The sequence below is a fragment of the Edaphosphingomonas laterariae genome (genome assembly GCF_900188165.1).
Classification (GTDB): domain Bacteria; phylum Pseudomonadota; class Alphaproteobacteria; order Sphingomonadales; family Sphingomonadaceae; genus Sphingomonas_E; species Sphingomonas_E laterariae.
In genome coordinates, this window is record NZ_FZOS01000035.1 from 1 (window position 1) to 21,312 (window position 21,312).

Below are 21,312 nucleotides of genomic sequence, written 5' to 3' on the forward strand. Positions count from 1 at the left end.
ACGCATGTCTCCCTTCATCGGTCATCTCCATTGCAATTTCTGCGGGGCATCGGCTTCTCACAGAAGAAACAGTTGTTCGGCCCGCTCTCCATGGTGGTATCGACCTGGTGTCTCCTCGACGGCAGCGGAGAAACGGGGCACTCCACCTCCAGCGGGCGGGGTTCGGGGTGGGCGGTCATGCCTCGTCGTCCCAATGCTTGTTGAGGATGCGGGCTATTTTCTCCGCCGCCTCATTGGGCTTGCCCAAATAGAGCGACATGATCAGGGCCGGCACGCGCAGGCTGATGGACTTCGATCCATCGGCATGTTCGACGGGTGCGGCCTGATAGTGGATGGCGATACAGCGCTGTTGACGGTCCTCTCGATCGAGGTTCCGCAGATAGGCCGTCGTATCAACCGTGAAGCTCTGATGCTCGCTCATGACGGCTGGCTCCCCGCGTTGATGCACTCGTGGAAATAGAGCACTGCGGCATCAGCGGCCCGACGGAAGCTGGTGCCCATGGGAACAGGACCGGCAAGGCGATCCATGGCATCCAGCGCCTCGGTTGCGTCCGTCCCGGGCGCCGCAGTCATCCCCAGGCACGGCTGCGCAATCCTGAGCGCCAGTTCGTCGCGGGGGATTGCGATCCCCAGCAAGGTGCGCTTGGCTTTGTCGGCGCCACTCACTCCCCGCACCCCCGCCCGATCTGGCCGGCGTCGGTCGGAACGCGCGCCATCAGAAGTCCTCCCGACCGATTTCGCGGGTGAGCAATTTGGCCTCCACATAGGCAGCCGGGAGAGCCGCGAGAACATCCGCCTCCGTCTCGTGAAAGGCCTTCTGGCTCCAGATGCCGCAGTGGTCGGTCCGCTTGACCGCGCAAAGCAGGAACCCATTGCGGATGCGCTCGATGCGCAGTTCGATTTCGTCGAAATCAAGATCGGGGGTTGTGCTCACAGCTTACCTCTCGAAAATGGCGGGGCGGCAAAAACAGACCCGTTAGCGCCGCCCCGAACCCGCTCACCGCGAGCGGGATGGGGATGGGGATGGGGTGGGATCAGGTTCGCCGGAGGGCCTGTCGCTGGTCGCGGAGCCATGCGCCGATCTTCGGCCAGGCCTTTTCGATCTCGAACCAGCGGGGCCAGCGGCCTTCCTTGTTCTTGAACTGGCCGGGCCAGCCCAAGGCGTTGATGAAATCGGCCTTCTTCGCGCGGGCGATCTCGTCCCACACCCGGAAGAATTCGAGCGTGGCGGCCGGCACATGCGGATCGGCGCACGGCGGCTGCTCGGTGAGGTCGGCCACGTAATAGGTGGCGCGGTGCGGCAGCGTGCGGGGTGCGACCATTTCAAGGCGCACGGGCGCATGGCTGAACCCGCCACGGATCTGCACCGCCACGATATCGATCGGCTTGGCGTGCCCGTATTTGGCCAGCACCGCCATTTCCGCAGCGGGGTAACGGCTGGCGATATCCGCTGTCAGGGTGTCGGCCGTTGCCTCCCAGTGCGGCATCGGCAACCGGCTGGCCGCCCAGGCGCCATGGGCAACCTTGACGATGCGCCCGAGCAATTCGCTGTCGATCGTCTTTCGATAGATCGCGCGCTCAGCCGGGATCGGAAGGCCAGCCGGCCCCACGGGCATCTGCTTGCCGGGGCGCTCTTCGCCGCCGAGCTGGGACGGGGCGACCCGAGCGCCATAGAGCAGCGCGTGGTTCACCTGTTCGCGTGTGGGCTGGCTCATAGGACGTGCGCCCACGATTTTCCGGCCTTGATCGCCCAGACTTGCGACTGCGCAATTTTGAAATCCCTAGCGATGTCACGCTGCTTCCGTGGATCGCATCGAATTGCTCGAACAGCGTCGTCGTTGAGCTTCGCCCGTCCCACGCGATCGCCGCGTGCAACATTGCGGAGGGACATCCCCTGCGGCCTCAGCCTCTTCCCGGGAAGCGAGGCCCAAACCAAGCCATTCTTTATGCGCGACGCATGGGTTTTGCTGATGCAATAATCGCGCGCAATCTCTTCGAGCCTGCGTTCATCAAGCATGATTGCTCGAACCTGGTCTTCGGTCAGTTTGTGAGCATGATGACTCTCGCCCGTGGCGTAGTTGCCATGGTCGCGGCGATCCCGATTGTTCGCCAGATGGGTATCCCACCGCAAATTTTCCAACCGGTTGTCGCTAGTATCGCCATTGTTGTGGCAGCCCTCCATGCCTTCAGGACACGGGCCCACGAAAGCCATCAGGACCAAGCGGTGTACCCGGACGGCGCGCTCCTTGTTGTCGACGCTGAGCTTGACAACTGTATAGTGGCCAGGTTCCGAGCGCGGCGTTAGAATGCGCTCGCCATAGTGCTGAGTGACTAGCCGGCCATTGGAGTATATCTTTTTGACGATGCGTGGCTTTGAAATGATCCGACCGAGCGATGACGCCATATAGTGCCCCCCAAGACCGGGCACGTCCCGCCACTCCTCTATAGGCTGCGACATCAATTCATTTCCTTGAGTTTTGACCAATGCGGAGATTTGCGGGCGTAGGCATCGGCCATTGCGCGGAGGTCGAGCCCCGTCTCAGCTTCGAATGCCGCCTCTCCGATAAGGTGCTGTCGCGCGTGGCACGTGCGGCAAAGTGAAATCCCATGGCGGTCGCTGGGCTTCATGCCCATCCCGCCGCCCGTGCCGCGGCGGACATGCGCGAATTCGATCGGATCGCCCGGCGTCACGCACTTCGCGTTTGAGCAAGCAAAGCCGCGGACCCAAGCTGTATGCCCCGGGCATCGTTTGCCGGCGTTCTCCCGGCGCGATTTGTGTTTGATACGCGGCGGAAGCATCAGCCGAGCACCGCCCAGGCAATGATGACCACCCACAGGCCGAGGCAGCCACAGAAGGCGCGCCATTCGGTCTGGCTGATGGGACGCGGCTCGAACAGCCAGCGCCATGCACGGGCAACCGACGACGCGCGGCGGGGGCTGGCCGGGACCAGCGGGATATCGAGGAGCTCGACCGGGCGGCCCATCACAGCGACACCCGCGATGCTTCGACCTGCGCCTCGATCACGCGCCGGTGGTACTGCGCTTCGGCATAGACCTGGCGCGCGGCCTTATACGCCTGCCTCGCAGCCGTCTGCGCGCGGAGGGCCTCGGTTTCGCGAGCGAGGGCGCTCAGCAACTCCGGCGGCGTACCGGTGACGACCGCGACGCGCTTGACCCGGCGGCCACTGCGGCGGGCCGCAAGCTCGGCATAGAGGATCGCGGAGAACTCGGCCTCGCTGAGCCCGTGGCGCCCTGCCCGCGTCGCAATGTCTGCACGGTGGCCGTTCACATAGGCCAGCGCCTGCTGATGGGACCGCGTGCCGGGCCGCATCCGCTCGGACGTTTCCAGCATCGCCCGCATGTCTGCGGCGACGGGCAGGAAATCCTCGATCGACTGTTCCAGATCAGGGTCGGCAACGACCGCTTTTGCTGCTGCCAGCATGAAACGCTCCCCATCGAGCGTCTCGCGTCAGCACCATGCTGAGGTCGGCTCGTGGGAGCATTGATAGTGGGGCAATTCCTACCATGTCAACGACAATGTAGGTCTATACCTACTTAATCGTCCGGCGGGATATCATCCGGCCAAAACCCCGAATCATCATGACCTTGCGCCGGCGGCGATTCGGCGATGGCGGCCGGCAACGTCGGCTCCTCACCGTCAAAGGCGATGCGTATGGCCGCCCCGTAGGATGTTCGCTGCTGGAAGATGGCCCGCACCTCACGGCCGGCGCCGAGCATGCCACTGATCCAACCGCAGCGCTCGGCAGTGACATACCCGATCTGGACGCCGCGCGCGCTGAACACCGCCACGGCGCGCGGATCGGCGGGGTTATTGGGTTCGGGGATCAGGTCGATCGGCTCGCCGGGCGCGCACAGAGCGATTTCGAACCGGCGGCCGGGGCCGCGACGGTTCGGGTAATCAGCGCCGACCACGGCGAGACTGAATGAGTTAATCATCCGCCTTAGATCGGGATCTTCATTTCCCTGCCGATAAAATCGAGCGTGCCTGTTTCATCGCCACGGAATATCGGCATCGGCATGCGCCGATTTTGTGCGCGCTGGAATTTACGTCGGCTGATATGCTTGAACTCAGACTCTTCAAGCACCGCCATTAATGCGATATTATTGTGAGGATGGTCCTCTAATTCGCGCCAAGCGAGCAATGCTTCGTTGAGCTTATCGTTGGTATTCACAAGATACACTGCGCCCGTCCTGCCATTGGCGCCGAGCGGCCTCAGAACAATATCTGCAGGAAACTCAGACAGATCGTTCGCAGGAGCCACATTCTCGGTGATCTCGATGAGGTTGTCGAAGCGGCCGCTCACGGCGGCAATAAAATCATCCCGAAACGCGGATCGCACACGATCACGAGTGATTAGGGCCAAATCCCGCACTCGGATCAACGATGACAGAAAATCGATGGCGCGCGCTCCCAACTGGTCCGGCGGAAACACCTCCGACTTAATCTCCAGCGTCTCGCGATCCCAGTAAGCTCGAGCTTCATCGAGAATCGCATCCAACATCTTGCCTCGGGCGCCAGCTTCGATGTGGATGCCCCTAGCGATCAGCGAAGCAAGGTAGTCGCCATCGTCTTCGACTACAAAACCGTCAGGCGTCTCGACTATGTAGAATGTGATCTTGTCTCCGCTACCGTCGGTGAACGACGAGCTCACGGCATAACCCGAGGGCACTGGATGCACCTCCAGTCCCGCGCAAAACGCCGCGCAAAGATCTCGCTCGAGAGTTTCAATCATGAGCTGAACAGCGGGCCAAGATCATCCACAATCCGAAAGAATTTGCGGGATTCCTGCCAAAATGTCGATAGCGATAAAGCCGCCGATCGCCGGTGCCGCGATCGAACGGCCGGAAATCGGCCCAACCCGTCCATGCCCGTCGCGCCGACCTCGATGCCACCTCGCGCGCAATCAGAATGGACGTGCCGCCCTGGGTGGCTCGCATGAAACTCAAACCTCGCCACTACGGAGTGCCCGCCCTCTGTTTTCATAATCAGTGTCGACTTCAAATCTCCGCGCTTTGGGTTGGCAAGCGCCACTAGCCAAAACTCTTGCGATCCCGCAGTGGCCCGCGCTGACCGCCATTGCCAGCCAGCGCGCGACGGCCGCGACTGCGAATAGATCGGGCACGCCCGTGGCGGCATGTCATCGGTTCGCCAATTTGTATCCGAAGCCTGGAGCTTTGGCTTTTGAATTAAATGACGGACCCGCAAATCACCCCCCCCCGAATCGAACCGGCTGAACGCTAAACCCTGCGTCCCACCCAGATTACGCGGCCGACGATGACCAAATCGTCAGCGTCGACCTCTTGATTATCCACAGCCGCGTTGTCTGAGATCACCAGCACCCGGCCCTTCCCGATTGAACGCAGTCGCTTGATGGCGCCTGCGCCATGGATACTGCATGCCCAGATGCGATCCTGCAGGTTCAGCTGGCGCTGCAGGGTGTCGAAGATGACCATGTCGTCATTGACGAGGGTGGGAAACATGCTGTCGCCGTCGCCGCGCGCGACATAGAGCCGATCGGCTGGCGAGCGCGTGATCGAGCGCAGTAGACCAGCATCGAAATCCAGCGTCCCTTCCTCGACATAGTCATCAATGTTGGCGCCTGGGCCCATCGAAAAACCCATGTCGATTTGCTTGAGCGCGATGGCGCCATCACCCGCGTGCGCGGAGCGCGTGGGCAAATGATCCGACGTCGGCCGCACCTTTGCCACCGCGTTCGAGGCCGCTGCAGGGTGAACGTCCTCGCCATCCATCGCCCGCAGCAGCAATTCGCGCGGCTGGCCGAGCACCTCAGCGATCGCTTGCACAGTGGCGATGCTGGGGCTCACGATCTTACCGCGGTGGATATCGTAGAGCGGCTTCCCCTTTGTGCCGAGGCGCTCCTGCAGCAACTTGTCGTAATAGCCGCGCGTTTTCGGGGCGGCGTCGATCGCGCGCTGCAAGAAGATTTGGAGCGGCGTGGCTTCGCCGGAGGCAGATTGCATGTGGGTTATGTCCCACACTTCGGCCGCATCCACCATAATGGGGATAAACCTACCTTTTCCGCTTGACGGTGGGTTTTGCCCTACCTTACAAACACCTTCATGGACACGCCCACTCCGAGCATCATCGAACAGATTGAATCCTTCCTTGCTCAGCATGGAATGTCCCCGATTACCTTTGGTCGGAAAGTGCTCGGCGATCCGCATTTTGTTCGCGATTTGCACGCCGGCCGCGACATTCGAATGAGCACCGCCGACAAGGTGGTTGAGTTCATGGCATCGTACCGACCGCCCAGCGGAGAGGGGCAATCGCCCCCTTTTCGGACCTCACCCCGTCGCCACCGTCGAACGGCACCCGGGAGGATCGCAACGTGCTGATAGCCGAAAGTGGTACTCCGTTTTCGGTAGCGGAGGAGGAGCGGATCGCGGCGATTGTTGCGGAGCGGCTGGCTCCGATCGATGCGAAGCTGGATCAGATCATTGCGGCGCTTGGCGCACCGCGCGGGGAGGATTGAGGGATGGGCGACGCGACCAATTCGCCGCCGTGCGGCGGTTCGGCGGCTTCGAAGCCCTCCGGCATGCGTGACGATTTTATTCGGCTGGAAAGCCTCAAGCTCGCGATTGCGATTGGGGCGGTCGACGGCTGGAAGGATCTGATCCTCTCGGCCGAAAAGCTCGCCCACTACATTCGCGACGGGCTCAATAGTCATCCAGGGTTGCAAGAAACCCCGAGCCAGACACCGCCCTCTGCCGCGCCAGCTCCTCCGCGAGCTCCTCAACCCGATGGAGAGGACGCATGACGGTTTCAGCTGCGACGCGCCATGTAGAGAGCAAATACTCGCGGGGATTCGCGCGCTGTTCGTCGGTGAGGCTTTCAGCCTCGGCCGCGACGATCCTTTCGAACAGATCGCGTGCGGCGGGCACTTCGTGTTCGTTGAGCGTTTTCCGTTCCAGCCAGGCCATAGTTTCCTCGATTCGTCAGCGGGGTAACGACACGACGATAGCACGCCTCCGGCGGTCGGCGAGGGCGCGCTGACATGATCGTCTCGCCCATTCCATCGCACATCATCCCTTCCCCTCGGGGCGCCTTCGCGTTCCACCCGGTCGACGACACCGGCCGGGTGGCGCGTTGCGGCGCGGCCCGCGCGCGCGGCGATGATGCGTTCTTCCCCCCTGTTCATGGTGCCGACACTGCACCGACCCGGAGCGTTACGCGATGACAACGATGCTCGGCCTTGACGACGAGAATGGAAAAATCCTGATCGCAGATACGCTTCGCCTCCATGTGGGACAGGGCAAGCGCACGACGTGGGCCGACCTTGCTGAGGCGATCGGCGAAAAGGAGCGCACCCTTCGCTCCTATGTGGAAAGCGATCCGCCGATGATGTCGGCCGTGATGCTGATGCGCATCTTTTCGGCGTTGCCGCCTGCGGCCTTCAACCGTGTCGCGCGGCGCATGGGCTTTGCGACCCGCCCGATCGAGCATGACGCGGAGGCATCGGTGCGGAGCGCGCTGACCGAAGCATCACAGTTCGTGGCCGAGGGCACGGAAGCCTTTGAAGATGGCGAGCTTGACCACAACGAGCGCGCCCGCCTGGCGCGCCGTGCCGAGCAGATGATTCCCAAGCTGGCATTGGTCGCCAGCAACGGGGGCTGATCCGAATTTGAGAACCTAGGCCGGGGACGGGCCCCGGGGGGAGACAGACGAATGCAAGCGTTGAGAGGCGCGGCGCCGGTGATGACCGGTTCCGCGAGCGAATTTGTGCGGCCTGAAACGAAGAGCGCACCGCGCGGGCCATATCGTCCGTGGACGGACGCGGAGGACGCGATCCTGCTGGACGCCATCCGCGCCGGCCGAACCTACGACGAGATCGTGGTGATGCTGCACGGCCGCCGCCGCTCGGCGTTGATCAACCGCATCCACCGGCTGCGCGAGGAAGGTAACGACGGCGTTGTCGCCCGTGGCCGCGGCAGGCCGCACATCTATTCGCGGACGGCGGATCCAATCCTGGAGTCCACGCCGGTGAAGCCGGCCCTCTACGGCTCCCTCAACCTCCTGCGCGCGATGCTCCGCTACGGCGCCCGCCATGACGGCCTGCCGGGCCTGCCCGCCGCGCAGTTCATTTCCCTCTGCCACCAGCACGGGGTGGCGATCCAGTGACCGTGCTTCCCAACCGAAAGGAGAAAACCGTGGCCGACAACGTCGTGACCGCCGATCAGTTGCGTCTCTTCATTGAGCGCGTGGAGCGGCTGGAGGAAGAGAAAAAGGCGCTCTCGGAGGATATCAAGGACGTCTATCTAGAGGCCAAGAGCCAGGGCTATGATGCCCCGACGATGCGAGCGATCGTCCGCCTTCGCCGGATGGAAAAGCACCATCGCGACGAGGCTGAGGCCCTGCTGGAGACGTACAAAGCCGCTTTGGGCCTCGCCTGACCATGGGCGCGCTCGCTCTCATCGGTATTGCGTGTCTCGCCATTGGCTGGGCCTTCGGTGCCGGCCGGCGGGCGCGCTCCACCCCCATCGACATGGTGTCCGCCAGCGGACGGCAACTCGCCGCCCGGCGCCGCGCCACTGAACGCCAGCGGCAGGACGAAACCACGGCCCAGCTGCGACGTGAGGTCGAAAGGAGGCAGCGATAAGCACCCCCTATACCCCGGCGATGATCAGCGCCCTTCTCCGGCAACTTCCGGCGGAACGGTTGCGGACCATTGGGCCGGCCGATTTCCACCGCTGGCCCGTGCGCAACATCGTCCCGGTCCGGATCATCCGCGAACTGATCGACAACGAAACCGCAAGGAGGAAATGATGGACAATTCCGGACGCCTCTATTCGCAAGTGGCTGCCGAAGCAGGTGTGACCGCCGACAAGGCGATGGTGGCCTGCTACCTGCTCAACCTGAGCCGCCAGGGTAAATCGCTCGATGAGGCAGTGGCTCTGCTGCGCCAGAGCCGTGCGGCTGCCCGCGATTACGCGCGAGATTGGGGCATCACCTTCTCCGATTATCGCGCCTCTGCTCAGCCGATCGCGTTGATCTGGCGCAAGGAGAAGCGCGGCCGGTGGGCACTGGAGGTCGGCGGCGCGCCGATCGCGGAGGCGGAGAGCGATGGTGCCGGGGGCTATCGGGCCCGCATTGCCGGCCAAACCCATTGGCAGGCTGGGGGGTCAAGCGCATCGGTCTCCATCCGTAGATTGAGCGTAGAAATGGAGCGACGCTCCGTTGCGATACTCGGTGTCGATGACGTCGTTATTTCCATCGTGGCCACCGACGGAGCGGAGGAGCGCTTGGCGCCCAAGGCAGCGGAGAACACCGCCGTGCTGCGGAAGGCGCTCGCCTCGGCATGACTCGGAAAATCACGATCGAAACGGACGACTTCGGCAAGCGCTGGCACGTCTTCCCGTTGGGGGATGGCGGCTGGAAGCGCTGTGGCGGTCCGAAGTTTTGCCGCGAGTGCAACCGTGAGGCTGTGCGCCGCGAGGCGATGCGGAGGCCGATTTGATGTCGCCGTCGAATTTCTTGACACCGTTCCTTGGTCAGCGGCATTATGCCGTCACTGGCGCTGAAAGCGCGCCGGTGCGGATTTGCAGCCGCAATCACGACGCGCCCAAGGCGCGCAGGACCAAAATCCGTGCGCCTTTTTCTATGGTCGGGCGTGCGGGAGGCCTTGTGCCTGCCGCTGCCGTCGTGGCGGTCTGCAAACCCGCGCGTCCGGCCACCAGATTTGCAGCTGTTGGTCGGGCTCCACTCACGACGGAGACGACCATGCAGGACACTGCGTTGGCGAACAATGTGGTTCGCCTCCCCACCGCCGCCCGTAAGCGGGTTCAGCAGCCCGGCGTTCTGTTGCAGCGCCAGCTTGTCGATGCCCAGGGCATCGCACGCCACCCTGCCGAGCGGATCAATCCCGAAGCCCGGAAGCCGTGGGACGAAGCCTCGTTCACGCGCTCGGCCGAGATGATCGTGGCGACGGCGATTTTCAAAGTGCTCAGCGATGCCGACAAGGCCCGCGTTCGCCGCGCGATCGATACGATCGCCCTCTTGTCACCGCATGGCGAGGCCGCGGCACACATCGTGGAGAAGTTGAAATGAGCAATGTCGTTCAGCTTCGGCCGGCTGATGCTACCCAGCGCCTTTGGGAGGCATATCGCGTTCTCGCCCAGCGCATCGCGGACAATCCGCGCCTGCGCGTCGACGTTGAATTTCAACAGGAGATGGTCCGCGCGTGGAAGCGCTGGGCTGATGCCTATCTGGCGGAGGACGCGGCATGAACGATCGTACCGCCCTTGCGAATGTCGAAGCTGAGGCCGCGCTGCTTGGCGCGCTGATGATGGAAAACGCGCTGATCGACCGCGCCGCCGATATCGTGCAGCCTGCGGACTTTGCCGAGCCCGTCCATGGCCGGATCTATTCCCTGCTCATCCGCGAACGCTCGCTGGGCCGCCATGCAAACCCGGTGACGCTGCCGCCGTTCCTGCAAGACGATCCGGCGATCGAGGCGCTTGGCGGCACCGGATATCTGGCACAGCTGACCGGCAGCGGCGCCAGCATGTTGGGCGCGATGGATTTCGCTCGACAGATCCGGGATCTCGCCAAGCGCCGCCGGCTGGTCGAAGGGCTGGATGCAGCCATCGGCCTCGCCAGCGATCTTTCGGCGACTACCGAACAGATCGTGGACACCGCTGACGCCGCGATCGTCGATGCTGGAGCGACCACCGACACGATGCATCAGCCTTCGGGAGCCGATTGCATTCGCGAGATGATCGATAGCATGGATGACCCGGCGTCGGGCATCCTGTGCAATGCGATCCCCTCACTTGACGGCCTGTGGGGCAAGCTGCGCGAAAAGCAGCTTGTGATCGTTGCCGGCCGGCCAGGCATGGGCAAGAGCGCCATGGCACTATCCTATGCCGTCGGCGTTGCGCGCGGGGGCCACGGCGTTCTTTTCGTGTCGCTCGAAATGTCCAGCCAGGAACTTGGTGGTCGCCTCGCGGCGGACATGTGCTTCAACGGCCGGGGTGGCGTGCCCTATGCCGCAATCAGCAATCGCAACCTGACCCCCGATCAGCGCCGCATGGTCGCCCGCGCGCACGGAGAAATGTCGGGCCTGCCGATGCAGGTAATTGATACCGGACGCATCACCATCGGCCGGCTTGGCATGATGATCCGGCGGCACAAGCGCCGCATGGCCGCGCACGGCGTCGAACTGAAGCTGGTGATCGTCGACTATCTTCAACTCGTTTCGGCCGACACCAAGGGGCGCTCACAATATGAAGCGGTCTCCGAGGTTAGCCGTGGCCTTAAGGCGATCGCCAAAGACAATGACGTGGTGATGATGGCGCTCGCCCAGCTTAGCCGCGAGGCCGAAAAGCGGCCGGACAAGAGGCCTCTGCTTTCCGATCTCCGCGACAGTGGCCAGATCGAGCAGGACGCGGATGTGGCGATGTTCCTGTTCCGGCAGGAGTATTATCTGCGCAAGGAGCAGCCCGAGGAAGGCTCGGCTGAATGGCCGGCTTGGCGGGCCGCCCTCGACGCCTGCCAGAACCGCATCGATTTTATCGTCGCAAAGAACCGTCAGGGGCAGGAAGGCATCGCCACCGGTGAATTTTGGGGTGCAAACCAGGCGGTGCGTGGATGAGCCTGTCCGCTGCTGTTCTTGACGCCATGGTTGCATCGGGATGCACCGCCGAACAGATCGCCGCCGTTGTGAAGGCGGACATGGCCGCGTCGGAATCCACAAAGGCGCGCAAGCGCGCGAACAACAATGAGCGTCAGCGCCGCTTCCGCGCGAAACGCGCTGTAACGCCTGTTAACGCATGTAACGCGTTACCGAGCGTTACCCCCCCCAATGATATATATTCTAACCCCCCCGTGTTTCCCCAGTCCCCTGACGGGGACTGCCCCCCGGCTGCGGAAAATCTGATCGAGGAAGCGGTTTCGGCGTGGAACGCGATGGCCGGCAGGGCCGGCTTGGCGGAAGTTCGCGGCCGGCTGGCCGGATCTCGGCTTGCGATGCTCAAAGCCCGCATCGCCGAGCATGGCCCGGCGTCCGTCGCCGCCGCAATCGCCGCTGTCGAGCGGTCCCCGTTCTGCCGGGGCGAAACCAAGCCGGACTGGCGGGCGGATTTCAAGTTCATGGTTCGACCAGACAATTTCGCCAAGCTGTTGGAGGGCGGATACGACGCGCCACGTCGCCAGCAATCTCCTCCCGGCCAACCATCCGGCCTCTCAGCGCTGCTCAAAGGCGCTGAGAGATACCGGGGGATGGAGCCCCTACGCTCCACCGGATGAGCGAACCCAAGACGAAATCGACGCGGCGATGGCCGCGCAGGACGATCAGGAAGCGAAGGCGGCATAGCGAACATGGGAAAAGCAACACGGGTCGACACGGGGCGTAGCGCGGCGGTGGCGGCCGCCCGCGCCGCTGCAATTCTGAAGGGCGAGCGTGCGGTGGTGGTCGCGGCGCCACCCGCGCCAAAGCGCGCGTGCCGGCCGCGCATCACTCCGCCGATCGACGCCACGCCGGAGCGGATCGCCATGGCGGAGCCGGAGGGCAAGACGGGGCTGCGCTTCCATGAGGCGGTCGAAGCCATGATTGACAAGGCGGGCGAGCGCGCCTTGATCACGCGGCGGTTCGCCGACACGCATATCGACCGCTGGCTGAAACAGAAGCGCCTGACATATCCGCAGTGGTACGCGGCCGACTGGTATCGCAATGTGTATGCCCTTGCCGGCATCGAGGGCCGCGTCATCGCGCAGTACGATATCACGCACCCCGGCGCGGCCGGATCGAGCTATGGGCTTCCGGCCACGGAGCGGCAACTGCGCGCCCGCCTGCGCTGGCGTGAGGGCCGCGCTCTCCTGCCGGCGAACATGGTCGCCCTGATCGATCGGCTTGTCATTCACGATGTAGCGCCGACGTTCTCCGGCGGCCGGCAGCGCGATCGATATGCGGGCCGCATCGGCCGGGCGTTCGATGCGTTGGCGGACTGGCTGTCGGCGCCACCAAGTGCTTGACTAGGGCACCGTTTCAAGTACGGTGTTCGATAGTTGTTCTAATTGCGCCCGCAGCCATCCCCCCGGCTCGCGGGCGCAATGCGTTTCTGGACATCGCGAGACACCGCGGGGCGTTGAAGGCGGAACCTGTCATCCGGGATGGCACCGCAAGAGCCCAGATGCATGGCGGGGAGGCCTGACACGGTTTGAAACCGTCAGCGCCAGCGCCCGTAGCGCCCGCCGCCGGATAGGCGGGACATACAGCTTCATCGATCGGGCGCGGGCCAAGCGCGCCCGATACGGGCCGGCTCCCATTGCCGGCCCGTCCCCGCGATTACGACGCGACCGACAGCCTCACCCCGAGCGCCTTCACCACCGCCAGGACCGTTGCGAAGGAAGGGTTTCCGTGTTCGCCAAGTGCCTTGTAAAGGCCGGCGCGGGTGATGCCCGCCTTCTGTGCTATATCCGTCATTCCCCGGGCGCGGGCCACGTCGGCGATGGCGACCTTGATCAGATCGGGGTCGCCATCTTCCATCGCCGCATCGAGATACGCGGCAATCGCCTCTTCGCTGTCGAGATGTTCAGCCACATCCCAGCGCGTTGTCGTCACCATGGTTACAGTTCCTTCGCGATTTCCTTGGCGTCCTTGATGTCCCGCTTCTGGCTGCTCTTGTCGCCGCCGATCAGCAGGATCACCACCACAGGCCCCCGCTGCGTCAGATAGACGCGATAGCCGGGGCCATAATCGATCCGCAGTTCGCTCACGCCTTCGCCAACGGGCTTCACATCACCGAAGTTGCCCATCGACACGCGACGGATGCGGGCATCGATGCGGGCTTTGGCTTGAATGTCCCGCAGGTCATCGAACCAAGTGGTGAAGTGGAGTGTCTGGCGGACTTCGATCATGTGTCAACCATAGGCGACACATTGAAGCGTGTCAACCATGGGATACGTCTGATGATTGTCATGGAGGCCGCCATGCTCACCCTGCTTCCGCTCTCCCTGTGGCGCGCCCACTGGCACGGCCGAGGGTTCTGCATCAGCCTGTGGCAGGACGAGGCGGGCAACCGGCACTGGATGTGGTTCGGGCGGTGACAGTGGAATCGCCTCGTTGCGTCGGTTGTCAATGGCTGACCCGCGCGCCGTCGACGCAAACGGCGTATGTGTGCAGCCGTCCGCTGTCGCAACGTCGCGATATCGTAACCGGCGAGTTGAACGACCGCCTATCTGTCGGCCCATCACGCGAGCGCCGCGCGGGGCGGGCGGGAGTGTTCCGCCGTCGTGATCGTTGCGGCCCGGATGCGCAGTATCGTGAAGAATTGCCGGGCCCGCCTGGGCCAGCCGTGTACGAGTTGTGATGACCCAGCGTCTGCGGGGGCGGGCGGGCGTCGCCCAGCGTCGGCGGCGCCTCGATCGCACCAATGGCCTGTGCGAGATGTGCCTTCCCAAGGGGGTCACTCGGCTTGCCGCAGTTGTGGACCATATCAAGCCGCTGGCTCACGGAGGCAGCGACGAGGACAGCAACACGCGCAACCTGTGCGACTCGTGCCACGCTGAGGTAACGGCCGAGCAGTTCGGCCATCGAGGGCCGATCAAGGGGCGCGGCGTGTCGAGGTCAGGCCGACCCACCAACCCGGACCACCCATGGAACGCCCCCCCCGGGGGGGGTGAAAGTGGAGGGCCCTCGGTGCGGGACACCGAACGGTCCCTCCGTGCGCACCGCGAGCAGTTTCAAACATAAAAGTTGGGAGCACCCCCGAAGGGGGTGATGCTGCATGAACGTGATCGACGGCACCGGCCAGATCGTCGCAGAGCCCGACTGGCCCATGATCCTGAATGATGAACTCGAGCGGCAGGCGGCCGGAGATCATTGGCGCCGCGTCACCACCGAAATGCGTGAGCGCGAAACGCTGTCACCTTCCAACGCCCACGCAATCCAGCGCCTGGTGCTGACCTACATCGAGTTCGACCGCAATGCGCGTTTCGTCGCGGAAAACGGCGCGGTGATGAAACCCAAGCGTGGCAACCCCCGCGCGATCGCGCGCCTGAGCCCGTATTTCCAGGCCATGCGGGAGATGGGCAATGATGCCGCATCGCTGGAAGCTGAACTCGGTATCTCGCCGCGCCGCCGTAACGGCGTCGGCAAGGTGCAGCGGCGCGTAAGGCAGGCAACCGGCGCCGATGCGTTCATCAAGCGGGCGAAATAGGCGCGGCGAAGAGGACGTCGACCCCACAACTGCATGGGCGCAAGCCGCTGTCCGTGGTGATTTCGTCGTCGGCGACCTCGTTCGCTATGCCGCCGAACGTCATCTGCGCGATCTCCGCGACGGCGAGCGCCGCGGCCTGTATTTTCGGCCGGATATCGCGCAGCGCGCGTTCGACTTCTTCCCGGCCATGTTCACGATCACGGACGGCCCTGCTGCCGGGAAACCGTTCAACCTGCTGCCGTGGCAGACTTTCGCCGTCGGTTCGCTTATGGGCTGGCACAACGCGGACGGCCGCCTTCGCTTCCGTTCGGCTTGGATCGAAACCGGCAAGGGGCAGGCCAAGTCGCCGTTGATGGCCGGGCTCGGCCTCTATTCTATGGGCTGGTGCGATGCGCCGCGCGCGCAGGTGTATGCGATCGCGGCTGATAAGAATACGGCCAACGTCCTGTTCAAGGACGCCGTCGCCATGTGCCGGGCCCAGATCCCCGGCTGGGACGATGGCGACACCCTCGAGGAGGTTGGTGAAGTCGTCATCCGCGGGGAAGGCGACAACGCCTGGAAGATCGAGCACCCCGCCTCGCAGTCGTTCTTCCGCGCCCTCGCCGGCGGTGAAACTCAATCCGGCCCGCGCCCTCGCATGGTGCTTGCCGACGAAATCCACGAGTTCAAGACGGACGGCCAGATAGAGACCTGGCGCCGCGCCATCGCCAAGATCGCCGGCAGCGCCATGATGGTGCTGGGCACCAACACGCCCGCCACGTCACAGCATGTCGGCACGTCATATTCGGACAGCTATCAGGATATCGCCCGCGGGAAGGTCCGCGACGATAGCGCGTTCTCATTGGTGTTCCGCGTCGACAAGAGCGACTGGAAAACCATCTTCGAAAATGAGGCTGTTTGGCAGAAGTCTCTGCCGGCACTGGGCATCACCTATCCCGTCACGAACATCCGAGAGGAAGTGCAGACCGCGAAAACGCGGCTCTCCACCGCTTCATCGGTAAAGAGGCTCTATTTCGGCATTCCAACGGGTGCCGCCGACTTCTGGATTGATGAGGTCGCGTGGGCGGCCGTGCTGGACGACGTCAATTCCGATGTGCTGGCCGCGCTGAAAGGGTGCCCCTGCTGGCTCACCCTCGACCTCAGCCAGAAGAACGACCTTACCGCCCTCACCGCCACATGGATCGATGGCGCGGGCATCATGTGGCAGAAAAGCTGGTACTGGACGACTAAGGACGGTCTCGCCGATCGTGCTGTCGCCGACCAGGCGCCCTACGAGCAGTGGGTGGAAGATGGTTGGCTGAACGCCGTACCCGGCGCCACGATCGATTTTGAGTATGTTGCGGAACAGGTTCAACGGCTCTGCGGCGAGCACAATGTCGTCGAACTTGCTTTCGACCCGGCGAAAATTGCCGACTTCGAAACCGCCTGTGACAAGATCGGATTCCCGGTCTGGACCTACAAAGGCCCGAAGGAAAAGGCCGGCAACGGCCTACGAATGGTCAAGCATTTCCAAGGGCCGCGGGTGAATTTCGAGGACCGGCAATATTGTATGCCGAAATCGATCCAGCGGTTTGAAGACCGCATCCTCGCCAAGACGATCGTCATCGACAATTCGCCGGTGACCTATTCCTGCGCTGCAAACGCCGCGCTCCTGTCCGACCCGCAAGGGAACCGGGCTTTCGACAAGAAACGATCGCGCGGCCGGATCGACGGCATCGTCACCAGCGCCATGGGCGCGGGTGCCGCGGACAATGTGGAACTGGCGGAGGGTGGCTATAGTGGATCGCTCTTCGTCGACATTTAACGGCTACAGGCTCGGCGCGCGGGCCGCCGCGGCGGCAGCTGGCATCGCACCGCCTGTGAACGCGCTCGACAGTGAGAAGGTTATGTCCGGCGACGTGCCGGCGATGCTGGAATGGTTCGGCGGCGGCGCCCGCGCGGCGGGCGTGACCGTAACGCCGGAAACGGCGATGCGAATGTCGACGGTGTGGCGGTGCGTCACGCTCATTTCAGGCGGCATCATGAGCCTGCCGCTCCGGGTGTTCCGTCGGACGGACAATGGCGGTCAGGAGCGCGCCGACGATCACCCTCTCGCCCGACTGCTTCGCGACGCGCCCAACGATGACATGTCCGGGCCGGAGATGGTGGAACTCGCCACCATGGCCGTCATGCTCCAGGGCAATGCCTATGTGCTGATCCGCCAGTCGCGGAACGGCACGGTCACCGGCCTTGATTTCTATCAACCGCTTCAGGTTTCGCCATTCCGATCCGGCGGGCGGACCTGGTATCGCTTCACCAACCTCGATGGCTCTCAGGAAGTCCACGACGCCGATTACGTCATCCATTGGCGGGGGCCGGGGCGCGGTTCCGATGGCATCCGCGCGCTCTCGCCGATCGGATACCATGCGCAGACAATCGGCGTGGGCTTGGCGACGCGCGACTATACCGCCACGCAATTTGAGCGCGGTCTGCTCACCAACGACTATTTCACGCTGCCGGACGGGATCACGCCAGCCCAAAAGGAAGAATTCCGGCAGTGGCTTGAGGCCCGAGCGCAGGGCGTGGCCAATGCCAACAAGCCGCTGATTCTTCAGGGCGGCGCGGAATGGAAGCGCAACGCCTACACCGCGCGCGATGCCCAGTTGCTGGAGCTCCTGCAGTATTCGTCGCTCGACGTTGCGCGGATCTTCGGCGTGCCGGGCTTCATGATCGGCGACATGGAGAAATCCACGTCGTGGGGGACGGGGATCGAGCACCAGGGCATCGGGTTCGTCCGCTACACGTTGCGGCCGCATCTCCGCCGCTTCGCCGCTGAGCTCAACCGGAAACTGTTCCCGCCGGTCGGCAATCGCCGCTCCGAATATTTCATCGAGTTCGAAGTCGACGGACTGATGGAGGGCGATTCCAAGAGCCAGGGCGAGTATTTTCGGATCGCACTCGGCGGCAACCAATTGCCCGGTTTCATGTCCGTGAATGAGGTCCGGCGCCTCAAGAATCTGCCCCCGATCCCCGGCGGCGATACCGTTTATGTCCCGCCTCCCCCGGCGCCTCCCGATCACAATGGCGGGCCCCCGCTCGACGATGATGACCCCGGCACCGATCCGGACGACCCCGAAGAGGAAACCGACGATGAACCGTAAGCTGTTCGCACTCGCCCGGGATAATGCCGGGCGTGGGTCCGGCATCCGCTCGGAGGCAGCCGGCGATACCGCCACCATCTACATTTACGACGTCATCGACGCCTATTGGGGCGTCTCCGCCGCAGACGTGGCGGCGGAGCTCGGCAAGATCGACGCCAAGAACATCACTGTCCGTATCAACACACCAGGCGGCGATGTGTTCGAGGCGCGGGCCATCATGACGTTGCTGGTGGAGCACCCCGCCACTGTCACCGCGAAGATCGACGGCGTGGCCGCGTCGGCGGGCAGCGTGATCGCGCTCGCCGCAGATACCGTCGAGATCGCCGACGGCGGCTTCTACATGATCCACAAAGGCTGGACGTTTTTACTCGTGAATATAAAAAAATGCGGCGAAAACTCGCAGAAATCCGCCATTTTTAGGGGGCTCCGGCCCCCTTTTTCTTGGTCCCGGCGATGGACAAAGCGGAACAGCAGAACCCGCAGAAATCCAACGATTATCAACCCCGGCCGGCTCGGCCATGACGCAAGGAGTGACGCATGAGTGACGCAAGCAACGACCCGCCCACAGACCTTCTGACCGGCTGCGATGCGATCGCGAAGCACCTCGGCTGGACCACGCGGCAAGTGAAACATCGGGTGGCGACGGGCGAGCTTCCGACGTTCAGGACCGGCCGGACGGTTTGCGCGCGCCGCTCTACCCTCGCCAAGCACTTTGCCGCCCAAGAGGCAGCGGCAGCTGCGCGCGGTGGGTGAGCGATGCGGCGGTGCGGTGGGCGGCCAGCCGGCATCCGCCTAACCCAGATGATAAGCTGGTGTTGTGGGCGCTCGCCGACGCCTGCAACGGCCGGGGGGATACTGCCTGGCCTTCGGTCGCGGCCCTTTCCGACTTCTCCGGGCTGAACCGCAAGATGATCATCAATAGCCTCGCTCGGCTGGTGCGCGCCGGCCTGATCGCCGACACCGGGGATCGCGTCGGCAAAACCGGACAAGTGAAGGTGTGGCGGCTGGCATTGAAAGCATCCCCGATCGGGGATCGTTAGACCGCTTCAAAGAGTCCCCGATCAACTACCCTTTGCCGGGGTGAAAGAGTCCCCGATCGGGGACACGGAACCTATATACTAGAAGATAGGGCGGCGGCTCTTTCACCGACCGCATTTCCAAACACCATTCTGGAAAGCACCGAAGCGACCCCGCAAGGGGGCGCGCCCGCCGGCAGGCGGAAAGGTTAGGCTGCCGCTTAGCTAGACGGCTGTCCCGCCTAGTTCCGCGCGCGAGGCGAGCGCGAACGACATTCGCCACCCGCCCCGGAGTCACCCGTCACTGTGACGGGTGACTGTGTGGCACCCCACCCCGCAGACACGTGGCGCACTCGTTCGCATCGCCCGTGCGGGGCCTTCAATCCATGGAGAAACCCATGAACGAGTTGATGCCGTTCAACTTCGACAGCACTCCCGTGCGCATCGAGGATCGCGATGGCGAGCCGTGGTTTGTTCTGGCTGACGTGTGCCGCGTGCTGGGGCTGACCAATCCCAGCATGGCGGCCAAGGGGCTCGATGACGACGAACAGGACGCCCTAAGTATTACTGACCCCATCGGCAGGCCGCAGCCTACCATCGCCATCAATGAAAGCGGCCTCTACCGGCTGATATTCCGAAGCCGGAAAGAGGTTGCGCAGCGCTTCGTCAAATGGATCACGCGCGAAGTCTTGCCGACGATCCGGCGGACAGGTGCGTATGGCGCACCCCCGGTATCGCTCCCCCGCGACCCGCGCGAATTGCTCGCCTACATCCAGCAGCAGGCCGGAGACATGGTGGCGTTGCAGGATGCCAATGCCGCGCTTGTGCCTAAGGCCGATGCTTATGACCGCATCGCCGATGCTCACGGCGCCTTGTCGCTAACTGAGGCCGCCAAGGCGCTGAAGATCGCGCGCACGTCGCTGATCGCCTGGCTAAACCAAAGCGGCTGGATTTACCGGCGCCCAGCAACCGGCACATGGCTTGGCTATCGCGACAGGGAAACCGCTGGACTGGTGGAGCATCGCGTGACGCGCATCCGCCGGCCGGACGGGCCAGACCGCATCGCGGATCAGGTGCTTATCACCGCGAAGGGCATGGCGAAGCTTGCGACCCTCATTCCCAAATCGTGAACCAACAGGAGCAAATCAATGAAGGGATTGCATCTCACCCGGCTTTACGAACGCACCGGCCCAGACGGGCGCCCCATGCTTACGGGCAAGCTCGGCCGCCTCGTGTTCGTGGGTATTCTCGAGGACGATGGTGTTGATAGCCGCCGATGTTATCGCATGCATCTGGTGGAACCAGTCGGCTCCCGGACTGGCGTGGCGAGTTCCTTCCGGCACGAGCATGACGCTCGTCTTGCTGCGCGAGCCGCTACCGCCCCCGGGGGGGGATGAAAGTTCAAGCCGGTGAGCCCGGACACCGAAGCCCCCCTTCCTACGCACCGCGAGTTGCCCCCGTTCGTTCCGCGCGCGCGGGGCTGGAGAATCGAGCATGAAAGCCATTCGCAACGCCGAAAACGGACCGTCGTTTCTGGCGCCGGCGGCTCAGGCGAAACGCCCCCCGCCCCCCAAACATCTGTCGCCAGCTATCGCGAAATGGTGGCGATCGGTCGTCAAAGACTTCGATTTGGAGCCTCATCAGCTGCGCCTTCTGCAGTCTGCCGCCGAAGCATGGGACCGGATGCAACAGGCCCGCGAGGCGCTGGCAAAGCATGGGGGGCTAACCTTTGTGGCCGCTAATGGGGATCCGAAGGCGCACCCTGCGGTGGCGATCGAGCGAGACGCACGCATCAGCTTTGCGCGCCTCGTCCGAGAACTGGACCTTGATGCGGCTGGCGCCGATCGGGCCCGCCCGCCCGCGTTGCCCAGCAACAGGAGGTAGCATGCCCGCCAAGAAACGCAGGGAACGGCGCCGGGTCGATCACGATGCCGCGCTGAAAGCGTGGTCCATGGTTT

At 63.7% G+C, this 21,312-nt stretch carries 35 protein-coding genes; 21 read left to right on the top strand and 14 right to left on the bottom strand.

Annotated elements, in window-relative coordinates:
* Positions 1 to 175: 175 nt before the first annotated feature.
* The 11 genes from CHB74_RS18575 to CHB74_RS18625 all read right to left on the bottom strand — a co-directional run bounded on the left by CHB74_RS18575 (position 176) and on the right by CHB74_RS18625 (position 6,225).
* The gene (locus CHB74_RS18575; protein WP_089221005.1) at positions 176 to 421 is read right to left on the bottom strand and encodes a hypothetical protein; all 246 of its coding nucleotides are present in this window, start codon (positions 419 to 421) and stop codon (positions 176 to 178) included.
* Positions 418 to 666 (bottom strand): hypothetical protein, encoded by a 249-nt coding sequence (locus tag CHB74_RS18580; protein ID WP_089221006.1) that lies wholly within the window; start codon positions 664 to 666, stop codon positions 418 to 420. Before CHB74_RS18580 ends, CHB74_RS18575 begins: the two co-directional genes overlap by 4 nt.
* Before the next feature lie 49 nt (positions 667 to 715).
* Positions 716 to 934, bottom strand: a complete 219-nt coding sequence (locus CHB74_RS18585) for a hypothetical protein (RefSeq protein ID WP_089221007.1) — start codon at positions 932 to 934, stop codon at positions 716 to 718.
* Between the two features lie 100 nt (positions 935 to 1,034).
* Positions 1,035 to 1,715: a hypothetical protein gene (locus tag CHB74_RS18590; RefSeq protein ID WP_089221008.1), complete on the bottom strand. Its 681-nt coding sequence runs from the start codon at positions 1,713 to 1,715 to the stop codon at positions 1,035 to 1,037.
* Positions 1,712 to 2,458, bottom strand: a complete 747-nt coding sequence (locus CHB74_RS18595; RefSeq protein WP_089221009.1) for an NUMOD4 motif-containing HNH endonuclease — start codon at positions 2,456 to 2,458, stop codon at positions 1,712 to 1,714. The genes CHB74_RS18590 and CHB74_RS18595 overlap by 4 nt, the downstream gene beginning before the upstream one ends.
* The gene (locus CHB74_RS18600; RefSeq protein ID WP_089221010.1) at positions 2,458 to 2,691 is read right to left on the bottom strand and encodes a hypothetical protein; all 234 of its coding nucleotides are present in this window, start codon (positions 2,689 to 2,691) and stop codon (positions 2,458 to 2,460) included. The genes CHB74_RS18595 and CHB74_RS18600 overlap by 1 nt, the downstream gene beginning before the upstream one ends.
* Positions 2,692 to 2,798: 107 nt before the next feature.
* The gene (locus CHB74_RS18605) at positions 2,799 to 2,984 is read right to left on the bottom strand and encodes a hypothetical protein (RefSeq protein ID WP_089221011.1); all 186 of its coding nucleotides are present in this window, start codon (positions 2,982 to 2,984) and stop codon (positions 2,799 to 2,801) included.
* Positions 2,984 to 3,442 carry a hypothetical protein gene (locus CHB74_RS18610; protein ID WP_089221012.1) on the bottom strand — a complete coding sequence of 153 codons (459 nt, stop codon included), beginning with the start codon at positions 3,440 to 3,442 and terminating at the stop codon, positions 2,984 to 2,986. The genes CHB74_RS18605 and CHB74_RS18610 overlap by 1 nt, the downstream gene beginning before the upstream one ends.
* 113 nt (positions 3,443 to 3,555) lie before the next feature.
* Positions 3,556 to 3,957 (bottom strand): HIRAN domain-containing protein, encoded by a 402-nt coding sequence (locus CHB74_RS18615; protein WP_089221013.1) that lies wholly within the window; start codon positions 3,955 to 3,957, stop codon positions 3,556 to 3,558.
* Positions 3,958 to 3,962: 5 nt separating this feature from the next.
* Positions 3,963 to 4,754 carry a DUF1828 domain-containing protein gene (locus tag CHB74_RS18620; RefSeq protein ID WP_089221014.1) on the bottom strand — a complete coding sequence of 264 codons (792 nt, stop codon included), beginning with the start codon at positions 4,752 to 4,754 and terminating at the stop codon, positions 3,963 to 3,965.
* Between the two features lie 505 nt (positions 4,755 to 5,259).
* Positions 5,260 to 6,225: a S24 family peptidase gene (locus CHB74_RS18625; protein ID WP_218821469.1), complete on the bottom strand. Its 966-nt coding sequence runs from the start codon at positions 6,223 to 6,225 to the stop codon at positions 5,260 to 5,262.
* A gap of 146 nt (positions 6,226 to 6,371) precedes the next feature.
* Here CHB74_RS18625 and CHB74_RS22110 point away from each other — a divergent pair, with 146 nt between their 5' ends.
* Positions 6,372 to 6,515, top strand: coding sequence for a hypothetical protein (locus CHB74_RS22110; RefSeq protein WP_179220915.1), 144 nt, complete (start codon positions 6,372 to 6,374; stop codon positions 6,513 to 6,515).
* A gap of 184 nt (positions 6,516 to 6,699) precedes the next feature.
* Here CHB74_RS22110 and CHB74_RS18635 read toward each other — a convergent pair whose 3' ends face one another.
* Positions 6,700 to 6,963, bottom strand: a complete 264-nt coding sequence (locus CHB74_RS18635) for a hypothetical protein (RefSeq protein ID WP_089221016.1) — start codon at positions 6,961 to 6,963, stop codon at positions 6,700 to 6,702.
* A gap of 262 nt (positions 6,964 to 7,225) precedes the next feature.
* Between CHB74_RS18635 and CHB74_RS18640 the strand changes: the two genes are divergently transcribed.
* The 10 genes from CHB74_RS18640 to CHB74_RS18685 all read left to right on the top strand — a co-directional run bounded on the left by CHB74_RS18640 (position 7,226) and on the right by CHB74_RS18685 (position 13,012).
* The gene (locus CHB74_RS18640; protein WP_218821470.1) at positions 7,226 to 7,657 is read left to right on the top strand and encodes a hypothetical protein; all 432 of its coding nucleotides are present in this window, start codon (positions 7,226 to 7,228) and stop codon (positions 7,655 to 7,657) included.
* An 81-nt stretch (positions 7,658 to 7,738) separates the two neighbouring features.
* The gene (locus CHB74_RS18645) at positions 7,739 to 8,161 is read left to right on the top strand and encodes a hypothetical protein (RefSeq protein ID WP_089221018.1); all 423 of its coding nucleotides are present in this window, start codon (positions 7,739 to 7,741) and stop codon (positions 8,159 to 8,161) included.
* Positions 8,162 to 8,190: 29 nt separating this feature from the next.
* Positions 8,191 to 8,433 carry a DUF2312 domain-containing protein gene (locus tag CHB74_RS18650; protein ID WP_089221046.1) on the top strand — a complete coding sequence of 81 codons (243 nt, stop codon included), beginning with the start codon at positions 8,191 to 8,193 and terminating at the stop codon, positions 8,431 to 8,433.
* Positions 8,434 to 8,659: 226 nt separating this feature from the next.
* Positions 8,660 to 8,806, top strand: coding sequence for a hypothetical protein (locus CHB74_RS22290; protein WP_218821471.1), 147 nt, complete (start codon positions 8,660 to 8,662; stop codon positions 8,804 to 8,806).
* Positions 8,803 to 9,342 carry a hypothetical protein gene (locus CHB74_RS18660; protein ID WP_089221020.1) on the top strand — a complete coding sequence of 180 codons (540 nt, stop codon included), beginning with the start codon at positions 8,803 to 8,805 and terminating at the stop codon, positions 9,340 to 9,342. Before CHB74_RS22290 ends, CHB74_RS18660 begins: the two co-directional genes overlap by 4 nt.
* A 418-nt stretch (positions 9,343 to 9,760) precedes the next feature.
* Positions 9,761 to 10,087, top strand: a complete 327-nt coding sequence (locus CHB74_RS18665; RefSeq protein ID WP_089221021.1) for a hypothetical protein — start codon at positions 9,761 to 9,763, stop codon at positions 10,085 to 10,087.
* Positions 10,084 to 10,266 (top strand): hypothetical protein, encoded by a 183-nt coding sequence (locus CHB74_RS18670; RefSeq protein WP_089221022.1) that lies wholly within the window; start codon positions 10,084 to 10,086, stop codon positions 10,264 to 10,266. The genes CHB74_RS18665 and CHB74_RS18670 overlap by 4 nt, the downstream gene beginning before the upstream one ends.
* Complete coding sequence (locus CHB74_RS18675) at positions 10,263 to 11,633, top strand: replicative DNA helicase (protein ID WP_089221023.1); 1,371 nt, start codon at positions 10,263 to 10,265, stop codon at positions 11,631 to 11,633. The genes CHB74_RS18670 and CHB74_RS18675 overlap by 4 nt, the downstream gene beginning before the upstream one ends.
* Positions 11,630 to 12,286, top strand: coding sequence for a hypothetical protein (locus CHB74_RS18680; protein ID WP_089221024.1), 657 nt, complete (start codon positions 11,630 to 11,632; stop codon positions 12,284 to 12,286). The genes CHB74_RS18675 and CHB74_RS18680 overlap by 4 nt, the downstream gene beginning before the upstream one ends.
* Positions 12,287 to 12,400: 114 nt before the next feature.
* The gene (locus CHB74_RS18685) at positions 12,401 to 13,012 is read left to right on the top strand and encodes a hypothetical protein (protein WP_144033855.1); all 612 of its coding nucleotides are present in this window, start codon (positions 12,401 to 12,403) and stop codon (positions 13,010 to 13,012) included.
* 313 nt (positions 13,013 to 13,325) lie between these two features.
* On the opposite strand, the gene CHB74_RS18690 is transcribed toward CHB74_RS18685, so the two are convergent.
* Both CHB74_RS18690 and CHB74_RS18695 read right to left on the bottom strand, forming a co-directional pair.
* Entirely contained in the window at positions 13,326 to 13,604 is a 279-nt protein-coding gene (locus CHB74_RS18690) for an addiction module antidote protein (protein WP_089221026.1), read from the bottom strand.
* A 2-nt stretch (positions 13,605 to 13,606) separates the two neighbouring features.
* Positions 13,607 to 13,897 (bottom strand): type II toxin-antitoxin system RelE/ParE family toxin, encoded by a 291-nt coding sequence (locus tag CHB74_RS18695; RefSeq protein ID WP_089221027.1) that lies wholly within the window; start codon positions 13,895 to 13,897, stop codon positions 13,607 to 13,609.
* A 51-nt stretch (positions 13,898 to 13,948) separates the two neighbouring features.
* On the opposite strand from CHB74_RS18695, the gene CHB74_RS22115 reads away from it, so the two are divergent.
* From CHB74_RS22115 to CHB74_RS18745, 10 genes are all read left to right on the top strand, one after another.
* Complete coding sequence (locus CHB74_RS22115) at positions 13,949 to 14,086, top strand: hypothetical protein (RefSeq protein ID WP_179220916.1); 138 nt, start codon at positions 13,949 to 13,951, stop codon at positions 14,084 to 14,086.
* 340 nt (positions 14,087 to 14,426) lie between these two features.
* Positions 14,427 to 14,732 carry an HNH endonuclease gene (locus CHB74_RS18700; RefSeq protein ID WP_245843028.1) on the top strand — a complete coding sequence of 102 codons (306 nt, stop codon included), beginning with the start codon at positions 14,427 to 14,429 and terminating at the stop codon, positions 14,730 to 14,732.
* A gap of 34 nt (positions 14,733 to 14,766) precedes the next feature.
* Positions 14,767 to 15,198 carry a P27 family phage terminase small subunit gene (locus CHB74_RS18705; RefSeq protein ID WP_089221028.1) on the top strand — a complete coding sequence of 144 codons (432 nt, stop codon included), beginning with the start codon at positions 14,767 to 14,769 and terminating at the stop codon, positions 15,196 to 15,198.
* Positions 15,173 to 17,002: a terminase large subunit gene (locus tag CHB74_RS18710; protein ID WP_089221029.1), complete on the top strand. Its 1,830-nt coding sequence runs from the start codon at positions 15,173 to 15,175 to the stop codon at positions 17,000 to 17,002. The genes CHB74_RS18705 and CHB74_RS18710 overlap by 26 nt, the downstream gene beginning before the upstream one ends.
* A gap of 82 nt (positions 17,003 to 17,084) precedes the next feature.
* Positions 17,085 to 18,338, top strand: coding sequence for a phage portal protein (locus CHB74_RS18715; protein ID WP_179220917.1), 1,254 nt, complete (start codon positions 17,085 to 17,087; stop codon positions 18,336 to 18,338).
* Positions 18,328 to 18,879 carry a Clp protease ClpP gene (locus CHB74_RS18720; protein WP_089221031.1) on the top strand — a complete coding sequence of 184 codons (552 nt, stop codon included), beginning with the start codon at positions 18,328 to 18,330 and terminating at the stop codon, positions 18,877 to 18,879. The genes CHB74_RS18715 and CHB74_RS18720 overlap by 11 nt, the downstream gene beginning before the upstream one ends.
* Positions 18,876 to 19,091: a hypothetical protein gene (locus CHB74_RS18725; protein WP_089221032.1), complete on the top strand. Its 216-nt coding sequence runs from the start codon at positions 18,876 to 18,878 to the stop codon at positions 19,089 to 19,091. Before CHB74_RS18720 ends, CHB74_RS18725 begins: the two co-directional genes overlap by 4 nt.
* Positions 19,088 to 19,378, top strand: a complete 291-nt coding sequence (locus tag CHB74_RS18730; RefSeq protein WP_179220918.1) for a helix-turn-helix domain-containing protein — start codon at positions 19,088 to 19,090, stop codon at positions 19,376 to 19,378. Before CHB74_RS18725 ends, CHB74_RS18730 begins: the two co-directional genes overlap by 4 nt.
* Before the next feature lie 374 nt (positions 19,379 to 19,752).
* Complete coding sequence (locus tag CHB74_RS18735; RefSeq protein ID WP_179220919.1) at positions 19,753 to 20,484, top strand: phage antirepressor; 732 nt, start codon at positions 19,753 to 19,755, stop codon at positions 20,482 to 20,484.
* A gap of 364 nt (positions 20,485 to 20,848) precedes the next feature.
* The gene (locus CHB74_RS18745) at positions 20,849 to 21,238 is read left to right on the top strand and encodes a P27 family phage terminase small subunit (protein WP_089221036.1); all 390 of its coding nucleotides are present in this window, start codon (positions 20,849 to 20,851) and stop codon (positions 21,236 to 21,238) included.
* Positions 21,239 to 21,312: the final 74 nt, after the last annotated feature.